This is a genomic window from Chryseobacterium lactis (assembly GCF_003815875.1).
GTDB lineage: Bacteria > Bacteroidota > Bacteroidia > Flavobacteriales > Weeksellaceae > Chryseobacterium > Chryseobacterium lactis.
Genome location: NZ_CP033924.1, coordinates 2940180 through 2952213, shown reverse-complemented (window position 1 = coordinate 2952213; position 12034 = coordinate 2940180). Strand labels below are relative to the sequence as shown.

Annotated in this window: 12 protein-coding genes; 2 read left to right on the top strand and 10 right to left on the bottom strand. The window is 36.3% G+C overall.

The genetic code is table 11. The features are described 5' to 3' along the window. Nucleotides 1-66: 66 nt before the first annotated feature. The 7 genes from EG342_RS13180 to EG342_RS13150 form a co-directional block, all read right to left on the bottom strand. Nucleotides 67-1485, bottom strand: coding sequence for an L-serine ammonia-lyase (locus tag EG342_RS13180; protein WP_103294071.1), 1419 nt, complete (start codon nucleotides 1483-1485; stop codon nucleotides 67-69). 100 nt (nucleotides 1486-1585) lie between these two features. After that, a complete protein-coding gene (locus tag EG342_RS13175) occupies nucleotides 1586-2929 on the bottom strand; it encodes an ammonium transporter (RefSeq protein ID WP_103294070.1) in 1344 nt (447 codons plus the stop codon). Nucleotides 2930-3030: 101 nt separating this feature from the next. After that, nucleotides 3031-3681: an alpha/beta hydrolase gene (locus EG342_RS13170; protein ID WP_103294069.1), complete on the bottom strand. Its 651-nt coding sequence runs from the start codon at nucleotides 3679-3681 to the stop codon at nucleotides 3031-3033. 160 nt (nucleotides 3682-3841) lie between these two features. Further along, entirely contained in the window at nucleotides 3842-4468 is a 627-nt protein-coding gene (locus EG342_RS13165) for a YceI family protein (protein WP_103294068.1), read from the bottom strand. A 78-nt stretch (nucleotides 4469-4546) separates the two neighbouring features. Next, nucleotides 4547-5113: a YceI family protein gene (locus tag EG342_RS13160; RefSeq protein WP_103294067.1), complete on the bottom strand. Its 567-nt coding sequence runs from the start codon at nucleotides 5111-5113 to the stop codon at nucleotides 4547-4549. Nucleotides 5114-5259: 146 nt separating this feature from the next. Next, the gene (locus tag EG342_RS13155) at nucleotides 5260-6309 is read right to left on the bottom strand and encodes a glucokinase (protein ID WP_103294066.1); all 1050 of its coding nucleotides are present in this window, start codon (nucleotides 6307-6309) and stop codon (nucleotides 5260-5262) included. 113 nt (nucleotides 6310-6422) lie between these two features. Then, nucleotides 6423-6986, bottom strand: coding sequence for a hypothetical protein (locus tag EG342_RS13150; protein ID WP_103294065.1), 564 nt, complete (start codon nucleotides 6984-6986; stop codon nucleotides 6423-6425). Between the two features lie 392 nt (nucleotides 6987-7378). On the opposite strand from EG342_RS13150, the gene EG342_RS13145 reads away from it, so the two are divergent. Both EG342_RS13145 and EG342_RS13140 read left to right on the top strand, forming a co-directional pair. Then, on the top strand, nucleotides 7379-8758 hold the full coding sequence (locus tag EG342_RS13145; RefSeq protein ID WP_164465183.1) for a DUF1800 domain-containing protein: 1380 nt from the start codon (nucleotides 7379-7381) through the stop codon (nucleotides 8756-8758). A 58-nt stretch (nucleotides 8759-8816) separates the two neighbouring features. Further along, nucleotides 8817-10001, top strand: coding sequence for a DUF1501 domain-containing protein (locus EG342_RS13140; protein WP_103294063.1), 1185 nt, complete (start codon nucleotides 8817-8819; stop codon nucleotides 9999-10001). Between the two features lie 242 nt (nucleotides 10002-10243). Here EG342_RS13140 and EG342_RS25185 read toward each other — a convergent pair whose 3' ends face one another. From EG342_RS25185 to EG342_RS13130, 3 genes are all read right to left on the bottom strand, one after another. Next, nucleotides 10244-10381: a hypothetical protein gene (locus EG342_RS25185; protein WP_164465182.1), complete on the bottom strand. Its 138-nt coding sequence runs from the start codon at nucleotides 10379-10381 to the stop codon at nucleotides 10244-10246. Between the two features lie 121 nt (nucleotides 10382-10502). After that, nucleotides 10503-11522 carry a helix-turn-helix transcriptional regulator gene (locus EG342_RS13135; protein ID WP_103294062.1) on the bottom strand — a complete coding sequence of 340 codons (1020 nt, stop codon included), beginning with the start codon at nucleotides 11520-11522 and terminating at the stop codon, nucleotides 10503-10505. A 46-nt stretch (nucleotides 11523-11568) separates the two neighbouring features. Further along, nucleotides 11569-11904, bottom strand: coding sequence for a HopJ type III effector protein (locus EG342_RS13130; protein WP_185126928.1), 336 nt, complete (start codon nucleotides 11902-11904; stop codon nucleotides 11569-11571). Nucleotides 11905-12034: the final 130 nt, after the last annotated feature.

Genomic DNA, 12034 nt, shown 5'->3' with positions numbered 1-12034 from the left:
TTCAGATAAAAAAAATCCTTAGACTTCATTGCCTAAGGATTTTGTATTTTAAATTATTGTTGACTATTAACATTCCGGAACATTGACAGCTATCGCAAGTCCTCCTTCGGAAGTTTCCTTGAAACGATCACTCATCGATTGTGCAGTTTCCCACATCGTCTGAATCACCTCATCTAACGTTACTTTGGCCTTGGCAGGATCACTTTCCAGCGCAATATTAGCTGCTGTAATGGCTTTCATGGCTCCCATTGTATTTCTTTCGATACATGGAATCTGTACCAGTCCTTTGATCGGATCACAGGTTAACCCAAGGTGATGTTCCATTGCAATTTCTGCCGCCATCATTACCTGTCCTACACTTCCGCCTAAGATTTCAGTAAGACCTGCTGCTGCCATCGCTGATGATACTCCGATTTCTGCCTGACAACCTCCCATCGCGGCAGAGATTGTTGCATTTTTTTTGAATAATGTTCCAATTTCACCTGCAACAAGCAGGAATCTTGCAATGTCATCCTCACTGGTAAACGGGGTAAATGCCTGAGCATACATCAAAACTGCAGGAATCACTCCACTTGCGCCATTCGTAGGCGCTGTAATAATTCTTCCAAAACTTGCATTTTCTTCGTTTACAGCCAGTGCAAAGCAGGCTATCCACTTATTGATATTGGTGAAATTCTCTTCTGCATCTACCACAAGCTTGAACCACTCGTCGATATTTTTATATATTTTATCTCCTAAAAGCTTTCTGTTAAGTCCCGCTGCCCTTCTGGAAACATTCAATCCTCCCGGAAGGATCCCTTCTTTATTAACGCCTTTATAAATACATTCTTTGATTTGCTGCCAGATATAGAGTGCTTCCTGTCTCGTTTCTTCCTGAGTTCTCCAACTTTCTTCGTTAATGAAAATTAAATCTGAAATTCGGTCAAACCCCAGTTTCTGGCAATATTTTGCAAGATCTGAACCATGATGACAAGGATATAAAGTACGTACACAGTGTTTTTCAATCGAGTTTTTTTCCTGGCTGGCGATAAAACCTCCACCTACAGAATAAAAATCCTGCACAAGCTCGGTACCATCTTCAAAAACAGCCTTAAAGATCATTCCATTGGGATGAAAATCAAGTGATTTTTGCATATTTAAAATCAAGTGATGCCCATAAATAAATGGAATAACTTTCTCTCCTCCGAGATTAATGGTTTGAGTATTTTTTATATAATCAATTTTCTCATCAATTTTTGAAGTATCGATGATCTTAAAATCTTCACCATTCAAACCGAGCATTCCCGCAATATCTGTTCCGTGTCCAATTCCCGTTTTGGCAAGTGAACCAAAAAACTCAAGAAAAACTTCTCTTACCTCAGCTATTGATCTTTCTCTCTTTATAATTCTGATAAATGCTGATGCGGCATTCCATGGCCCCATCGTATGCGAACTGGATGGGCCTATCCCTACTTTAATAATCTCAAAAACCGATATTGATTCCATAAATGATTCGTCATTTTCCTCTAACGCAAAGATACATGATAAATCTTAATAATAATCAGGATTTCAATGAGGTTTAATGATAATGTAAGAATAGAAAAGGTCAGCTGAAACTTTCCTCATGTTGAGAGAGATCAAGCCCCTTATTTTCAGACTCTTCAGAGACCCTCAACGTGATTATCGAATCGGTTATCTTATATAAAATCAATGATCCGAAAAATGTAAAAACAGAAACAAGAACCAGCGCTGCCATATGGTGAAGAAAAACTTCAAAACCACCATGCAGAAGACTTGCCTTTTCACCATGGGCAAAAATGGCAGTCAGGATCATTCCCATAATTCCACCTACTCCATGACAGGCAAAAACATCAAGGGTATCATCTATCCTTTTTAAGCTTCTCCAGTTGACCATCACATTAGAAACTATGGCCGTGATAAACCCGATAAAAAGGCTTTCCTGAATGCTGACAAATCCACAGCCGGGAGTAATCGCCACCAATCCTACAACGGCTCCGATGCACGCTCCCAATGCAGAAACACTTCGCCCATTGATCCTGTCAAAAAATATCCAGGTCAGCATTGCCGATGCAGAGGCTATGGTAGTTGTTCCAAAAGCTGTTGCAGCAGAAGCAGAGGCACTCAATGCGGATCCTGCATTAAATCCGAACCACCCAAACCACAACATTCCCGTTCCTAAAAGTACATAAGGAATATTAGAAGGTTCATGATGTGGATTTTTTCTGTTTCCTACGACTAATGCTCCTGCAAGTGCGGCAAAACCGGCACTCATATGGACTACTGTTCCACCGGCAAAATCTTTCACTCCAAAATATTTATTCAGAAGACCGTCAGGATGCCACACCATATGACAAAGCGGAGCATAAATAAAAATACTGAAAAGGACGATAAACAGGAGATAGGAAATAAAACGCACCCTCTCGGCAAAAGAACCGGTGATGATAGCAGGAGTAATGACTGCAAATTTCATCTGGAACAAGGCAAAAAGTATAAATGGAATGGTAGATGCCATCATTTTATGAGGGAGAATTCCTACTCCGGAAAAAAAAGGATAGCTCAATGGATTCCCGATAATTCCGTAATGCTCTCCATTAAGATTAAATCCCAATGATTCGCCAAAAGACAGAGAAAAGCCTACTACTACCCATAAAATAGAGATAACGCCCAGTGCAATAAAACTCTGCAGCATGGTAGAAATCACATTTTTTTTGCCAACCATTCCTCCGTAGAAGAAAGAAAGCCCGGGAGTCATAAGAAGTACAAGTCCTGCAGCTGCCAGAATCCATGCCACATCTGCTCCTACAATTTTATCTTCGGTAAGAAACTCCGTCGTATTGGCCACATGTGAAGCAGGATTCCAGAACAATCCTCCAATTGCAACTAAAGCAATGATTGAAAAAGAAACGATCCATTTTAATCCGATTTTCATAATAATTTATATTTAACCCCTATCAAATTTAAATATAAATTATTAAAAAAAATGTTTTTCAACAAAACACCCCTATAAAAAACTATTCAGAAAATAATATTTTATTTTTCATCATTAAAAACTGTATTCAATATTTTAGAAACTTCCTTGTATTTTGTAGCCGGAAAAAGGTGGGTTCCTCCTTTAATGGTATAATCCGGCTTTGAATACCGAATGGGAAAAACAATATCCTTATCACCCAATATCTGAATCACATTGGGATTTTCTTCAAATTTCCATTCTGCAACTTTTTCTACAGACCATTTCAGATAATAAGGGTCTTTCACCCTGAAATATTGAAGAAGCCTTGGATTTTTAGGATCAAAAAGCTTTCGGACCACGGCATATACATTGGCAGCTCTTTCGTTAAAAAGTCCTACAGGCAGTATTCTCGGGATTTTGGTAACTTCTCCTGTTTTGATAAACCTGGACTTCTCTTTATCAGATTTTATACTTCCCAGAATCACGACTTTCTCTGCCGGCTTCAGCTGGTTGATCTCCTGTACAATAATTCCTCCGAAAGAATATCCCAGCAGATAGAATGGTTCAGAATCATCTACTTTCTCAGCCATTCTTTTCACATAAGCATTAAAAGGTTCATTTTTTTCCGGAATAAGCCAGTCAATAAAAACCAGCTCATAATGCTTGGGAAATTCTAATCTTTCAAGCACTTTAAAGTCTGCTCCAAGCCCGCTTACAATGTAAATCTTCATAGTACTAATTTATAAAAATTACAGCAATCGATGAATATTCTGAATCAAAAATTATTTACTTTCAGTGGTGCTATAACGACAAATACTTCAATCTATTTAACCAAAAAAAATGAGCAACTCTAATAGAATTGCTCATTTTTTATCAATAGTATATTTAATCTTATTTCTTCTTCGCAGGGACTCTGTTGTCATTATCCAACTTTTCAGTAGATAATTTAAACTGAATATCCATTTCATTTTTGATGAAATAGTCTTTCAATGAAGATTGATAGAATACCTTGAAGTCTCTTCTGTTTAAGGAAAACTTCGCGGATTCAATCACCACTGTAAACTGAGTTACGTATACATTCGCAGGGAAAGAGATCGTTTTTCTCACTCCTTTAAGAGTAAGATCTCCATATACTGTAGAATTAAATTCGCTGTTTGCTAAAGGAATAATCTTAGTCAAATGGAATTTTGCAATAGGGAATTTTTTTACTTCAAAGAAGTTGGTACTTTTCAGGTCATTCGTAAGTTTGATCTGATCCTCATCAGAAACATCTCCTGCCATCATACTTCTCATATCTATTACAAACTCTCCGTCTACCAAAACAGTATGGTCAAAATTAAATTTTCCACTTTTCAGCTTTATTGTTCCTGAGTGGGAGGATGCTTCAGTTTTTACAACCTTATATCCCCACCATCTGATCTCTGACGAAGTCACTTTAGACACTTTATCAAATTTCTTCTGGGCAGAAACAAATGAAATGCTTGCGCACACCATAGCAAACAATAGTAATCTTTTCATTCTTTTTTATTTACAATTCAACAAAAATAAAAAAAAGTGTAGAACTTCTACACTTTTAATAATCTTTTTTTGATTAATTTATTGAGCAGTCACCTTTACGACCATATCAATATCATCTTTCACAAAAACATCCTGCATTGTAGACTTGTAAGCTACATCAAATTTCTGTCTGTCGAAAGAGAATTTGTTGGATACTAAACTTACTACTCCTTTGCTGTAAGAAATTTTCGCAGGGAAAGTAACCGGGTTTGTTTTTCCTTTTACTGTAAGGTTTCCTGTTACCAAAGAGTTATAGATTTTATCGCTGTTTTTCTTTACTCCTGTAATTTTGAAACTAGCAGTAGGGTGTTTTTCAACTTCAAAGAAGTCACCGTTTTTAAGGTGTCCGTTCAATTTTTGCTGATATTCTCCTGTAAGGTCAGTTGCATTAATAGAAGTCATATCCAAAACAAAACTTCCGCCTACCAATTGGTTTCCTTTCATCACCATATCTCCTGATTTCACTTTTACAGTTCCATCGTGAGAACTTGCCTCAGATTTTGCTACTTTATATCCCCACCAGTGAATATCAGAAGCTACTACTTTTTTTGACTGTCCGAATGCTAAACCACCAGCTAATACTGCTAATAAAAATATTTTTTTCATTGAATAGAATTGTTTTACTTATTTAATAACACAAAGGTAGCCATCTTATCTCATAGATTTCATTGATGTATATCAAGAAATTTGATTATTTTTATGAATAATATCATCTCCATAAAAAAACTCCGAATTTCTTCGGAGTTTGTATTTTATAGCTGATAGTAGGCTGTGTAAAGTGCAATACCTTTGAGTGCCGTATGATTTTGCTTAATCAGATAAATCGGAATGTTCTTAAACATATCTTCCATTTTGTCACTGATTTTAAACTTCTCATAAAACTTGTCCTTATCTATATATTCTCTTACCATTTGAGGAATATCTCCTGCAATGAGTAATCCTCCGGTAGCTTTTAATTTTAGCGTTAAATTATTCGCTTCTCTTGCCAAAAACTCCAGGAAGGTGTCTAAAGCAATTCTGCAGATCAATACATTCTCTTCAACAGCCGCTTTATAAAGTTCTTCTACAAAGTTACCACTGGCAAGACGTTCTCCTAACCATTCCGGTTCCGGATGCCTTTTTACATCTCTTAAGAATCTGTAGATATTGAATAAACCGGATTTAGAAAGTACATTTTCCCAGCTTACAATTCCATAAATGTTATTTAAAAACTGGTAAAACTCGACCTCTACATTGGTTCTTGGTGAAAATTCAGAATGCCCGCCTTCAGTCGCGAATGGTCTCAGGTATTGTCCGTCAAAGAAATAACCGGCTTCTCCAAGTCCGTTTCCGGGTGCAAGAATCGCTACATTTCCTTTTTCAAGATGCCCGCTTGTGTAAATGGCCTCAAGATCGTTATCTTCAAGAAGTGCCATTCCGTAAGCAGAAGCTTCAAGGTCGTTCAGCATCTCTGCTTGTTCAAACCCGAATTCTCTCTTGTACTCTTCAACATCTAAATGCCAACCTAATCTCGGAGGTGTACTCTTCCCGTCAAATACAGGTCCCGGTACTGCCATTCCAAGGCGTTTTACATTTTCCAGCTGATTATCGTTGATAAATGCTTTTAAAATATCTGCAAAAGAAGCATATTCCTTTGTTGCGTATGTATTTTGTTTTTTGATCTCAAGACCTCCGTTCCCGGAAACAAAATAGCCTAAGATTGTTATATCTTCACGGAGGCTTGCTCCGATGATAGAGATATTATCATTATTACTGTTCTCTACTCCTGGTAAATAAAGTGGAAATTTTGGATTCAGAATCATAACCTCAAATTTTATCAAATATAATAATTGTTTTTGTAAATCTTGCAGAGATGAAAAAAACCTTTTCACTTTTGTGAAAAGGTTTGGTTAATAATTGTTTATATTAAATCTAACTACTTTCCTAATGGAATATTATAACCGAATCCTACTCCGATATTCCCCACATTATAATCCTGTCCTGGCAAATCTCCTTTAGTTCCCACAAAAACCTTTTGGTATTGTACAAAGAAATTCCAGTCTCTGTTGTGGTATCCGATCTCCGGCTTAAGGTAAAAACCTCCGCTTGCTCTTTCAACATTTGTATTAGAAGCTACCTGCTTGTCTCCAACCAAGAAACCATATCCTAAGTCTGTTCCGAAATAGAAACCTGTTTGTTTAGGATAAATTCTAATTAAAGCAGCTACAGGAACTACACCTACATCATTGTTTTTATAACCGTTATTTTCTTTTCCGAAATAATGAGTATATCCTGATGCGATACCTAATCCAAATCCTGGAGTAATCAGGTTCTGGTAAGCTACATCTACTCCAACTGCTGCAGAAAGATTATCTGCGGGAACTGCTAAACCAACATTAGCGCCTACTTTAAGCATATTATTCATTTGTGAACTTTGGGCGCTTGCTATACCTGCTGTCAAAATTCCAGCCAGCAATATTGCTTGTTTAAACATTTTCATAACTCTAATTTTTAAATTTTACTAAACAAGAGGATGTAAAAATCATGCCAAGCAAGGCTTTTTCCGTGATTTTAACACGCAATAAAATCATAAACAAATGAATATCAATAGATTATTTTTAAGAAAAATTAAATATTTGTTTAACAAAAATTATCAAAAAATGATCTTAAAAAGTGGACTTAAATGAAAAACAATGAGTGGAAGCTCGAAGAAGGTTGCTACACTTAAAAACAGATTCTATATAAAGTAGAAGACAAGATATTACCTTTATTATAAGAAGCAATTTTTTCTTCCGTCAATACATCTGCCTGTCTAACAATATTAACAATCTTTAACCCGTTATTATTTTAACTTTTTTCCATCAAAAACATCAAAAAGCAAATAACCTCATCATGGCTGATTCATTAGTAAAAAACAAACATCTTCTCTGGCGTGCAGGATTCGGGATTGGAATCAATCAGATTGACGATCTGAAAAATAAGAATATAAAAACGCTGATGAATGAATTATTTAAACAAGACAGCTTCACAGAGGTCAATTATGACACTCCCGATACAGATCCCACCGCAGATTATATGAACAGCAATGCTCCCGCAGAAAAGAAAAAGGAAATGCAAAGGATTAACAGGGAGCAAAACAACGAACTCAACCTGAACTTTCTCGATAAAATGGTGAACAGCAAGGAACAGATGAGAGAGAAAATGGCATTTTTCTGGCACGGACATTTTGCATCAAGGGTGCTCAATCCTAAATTCAACAGACAGCTTTTAAATACTATCCGAAAAAATGCATTGGGTAATTTTAAAGATTTGCTTTTTGAAGTAAGCCAGTCGCCCGCCATGCTCAACTTTCTGAACAATCAACAGAACAAGAAAGATCATCCCAATGAAAATTTTGCCCGTGAAGTAATGGAACTCTTTACCATGGGAAGAGGCAACTATACTGAAAAAGATGTGAGAGAAGGTGCAAGAGCTTTTACAGGCTGGAGCTATGATAAAGAAGGCAATTTTAAAGAACGCAAAAACCTGCATGATGAAGGAACCAAAACCTTTTTGGGTAAAACAGGTAATTTTTCTGGTGCTGATGTTTTAAATATTATTTTAGAACAAAAAAGTACCTCCCAATTTATTACCACCAAGATCTATAAATTTTTTGTCAATGAAAATGTAGATAAGGATATTGTTGACAAGCTCAGCACAGGCTTCTACAATTCCGGTTATGATATCAAAAAGCTGATGACAGAGATATTTTCAAGTTCATGGTTTTATGATCAGAAGAATATTGGAAACAGGATAAAATCTCCTGTAGAGCTGATGGCCGGAATAATGCGGGTACTTCCCATGCACATTCAGAATCCGGAAAACCTCATTGTTTATCAGAAGTTATTGGGGCAGATGCTGCTCTACCCTCCCAATGTATCCGGATGGCCAAACGGAAAATCCTGGATCGACAGTTCTACGCTGATGTTAAGACTTCAGGTTCCCCAGATTTGGTCAGGGCTACGTCCTTTAGAATATAGCCCAAGACAGGATGATGACATTGATATGGGGATGAAATCCCGCGAAACGGCTTTAAACAAGACTTTTAAAAACCCGAATATCACAATAGACTGGGATCGGGTCGATAAGATTTTTACTTCTAAAAAATGTGAAGATTATTTAATTCAAAATTCCAAAAGTCTGGATATGAATACTGTAAATAGTTTTTCTGATAAGAGTATAAAAATGACTGTCATCAACCTGATGTCCACTCCGGAATATCAGTTAATGTAGCTTTAAAATAAATGCTATCGACATGTAACCTATTATCGGCAACCTAAACTCAAAAGTTATGTTAATCAAAAGAAGAGACTTTCTCAAAATAAGTTCACTGGCCACCGCCTCAATGCTGATGCCCAATTTTTTAAAGGCAATGACCTTTGATGAAGCATTGGCTCCCAGCCAAAACATTCTGATTGTTCTTCAGTTTACAGGAGGAAACGATGGCTTGAATACGATTATTCCCGCGAAAAATGATATTTATTTCAGGGAAAGAAAGACCCTTGCCATTCAGGATTCTCTAGCTCTGACAGATGAAGCGGGGATTAATCCTTCTCTTTCCTATTTCAAGGAGCTTTTTGACAACGGAGAACTATCGGTTATGAATAATGTAGGCTATCCCAATCCTGATAAATCGCACTTCCGAAGTATGGATATCTGGCAGTCGGCAAGCAGAAGTGACGAATTTCTGGAAACAGGATGGCTCGGGCGTTTTCTGGATGAAGAATGTTATCGCTGTGAGCATCCTACCCAGGCGCTGGAAGTGGATGATATGCTGAGTCTCGCTCTCAAAGGGGAAAACAATAAAGCATTTGCTTTTAAAGATCCAAAGAGGTTGTACCAAACAAGCCAGGAAAAGTATTTCAAATCTCTGTATGATCATCATCACGATGATGAAACAGTGTCCTATCTTTACCAGACCTTAGGTTCCACAATCAATAATGCCGGTTATATTTTTGACAAAAGCAAGGCAAAAAAAACGGAACAGGTTTATCCTAATTCTCAGCTGGGAAAGGACTTTAAGACAGTCGCTTCTCTGATAAAATCTGATATTAATACTCAGGTTTACTATCTTTCAGTCGGAAGTTTTGACACTCATGTTAACCAGAGTGACAGGCAAAGTAAACTCTTCAGTGACATCAATGAAGCCGTAAAATCTTTTGTTGCCGATATGAAAAGTAACGGCTTATTCAATAATATCCTGTTGATGACATTTTCTGAATTTGGACGACGTGTTGCTCAAAATGCCAGTAATGGAACGGATCACGGAACCGCGAATCAAATGTTTTTTGTCAGTGGAAACCTTAAAAAGAAAGGTATTCTGAATAGTCTTCCCGATTTACAAAACCTGAATGAAGGCGATCTGATCTATACCGAAGACTTTAGAAAAGTATATGCCACCATTTTGAAAAACTGGCTGAAAGCAGATTCTTCAAAAGTATTGGGCTGGAAAAACGGAATCTACGATTTTATATAAATCAACCGGGAGATCATGTGACAAACCTGATTGAAACGAAATATACTTAAGTTTTTGAAAATCTCTAATTTCCGGAAATAGTATAGTGAATATTCCAATTGAAGGGCTGCACATTCCCCTCCTCCGGAGGGGTGGCGAAAATTCAAAGAATTTTTGACGGGGTGGTTCACTCAAAAAAAAGAGACTGTACATGATGATGACAGTCTCTTTTCAATAATTTTAAATTCTAACTACCTATAACTTTATGCAGTAATCTGCTTAGGTTCCTTGTCTTTCTTTTCTTCTTTTTTATCTATTTTTTCAGATATTTTTTTAACGATATATTCTATCGCCAATGGGGCTATAATTGCAATTAATGCTTTAAATATTCTTGATTTCATAATGTGATGTTATTGATATAATACTACAATTTCCAAGCCAAGATAAAAAACGATACATGAAATTTTATTATATAATTCTCATAAAATCTATTGATTATTTCTATATAACCGGCTCCCAGCATTATTTATCATCCGGAACAATCAGATTTTGATAATTTTTACTTCCCATGATAAATTTCTCTTCCATTCTCAATCGTAGTCTTCTTGGTTTATGAACGACCAGAGAGTCTCCAAATCCCAGCAACAGTCTTTCCAATTCAAAATTGATTTGTACACAGATTTTAAACAAAGTACCTTCATCCGATTCATTAATGATTTTCTGGCTTCTGTGCAGTGGTTTTGTTTTTACATAAGGAGCATTATGAGCATCCACCCAAAAAACAACATTTTTAGGTACCATGGACTCTGCCACGGTAACGCCCACAATATCTTTAAAATATTCATCGCCGTCCAGATCTTTATCAATGTAAGGCAGGTTTTCTGCGATTTCGATACTTTCCATTCTGTCGAGGGCCAGATTATACATTTTTTGCTTATGCAGACAAATCAAAAACCAACGGTTATTAAATTCCTTTAATAATTGCGGATGAACCGTATAAACACTTGATTCCCTAGCCGTAAAACTTTTATATAAAATTTCCAAAACCTTCTTACTAGCAATACTTTCATACAGAATATCAATATGTTCCAATCCTTTCAACTGTTCATTTTTATCCAGATGAATAATGGATTTCTGATTTGTTGCATGGATGGAATCTTCCAACTTCTGAATCACCCCGTTCATGTCTTTAAACATGGAAAAATCCTTGAATTGTTTTAAAATCTGAACAGCATTATTCATCGCTTTCAGATCACTTTCATTCACAGAAATATTATGGATGCTGTAATCGGGATCACTGTAATGATAATATTTCCTTTCATAAACCTCAATAGGAGCTTCATACCCAAATTTCTCACTCCGCATATTCTGCAGATCAAGCTGGATCGTTCGTTTGCTGACAAAAGATTCTTTTCCTTCAAATTCAAACAAAGCTTCAGAACATTCATCGATAAGATCTTCCAGTGTATATTTCCTGTACTTATTTTTAAGACACTTATCTAGCGTTTTGTAGCGGATCAGAGCGTTTTTATTGGATGACATGACAGTAGTTTTAGCGAATTTCCGTATTAATTTCTTTTTAAGAAAATTATTTTTTTTCTAAAGCATCTCCGTCAAAGACAATACCTTCCCTCCCGAACTTTATAAAGTTTCTGATATTCTGGTGATCGTCGCCACCAGGGTTTGTCAGGACATCTATTCTATAAAAGTCTCCGAAAAGGAATAACGTCTCCTCTTCGGCTAATCCCTGAAGCTTTGCAAAACTGAAAACTTTACATGAACCATTATTCTGTCCTGCCTGGTTGGTGGTATCTCCATTTTTAAATGCTGTAGGGGTGAAATTGTAATTTTCATCAATATATGCAATGACTTTACTGAATTGAATCGTTTCCGGAGAATTTTTTAATTGTTCTAATAATATCATAAATATTGTCTTTTTTTTAATTCTTTATATCTTAGACAAATTCGGCTTTTGACCTTACGCGTTTTTGCCTTTTTAAAAATTTTTGTAAAATAATTAAAAATTTTTCATCTACGCAAAACTATTGCGCAAT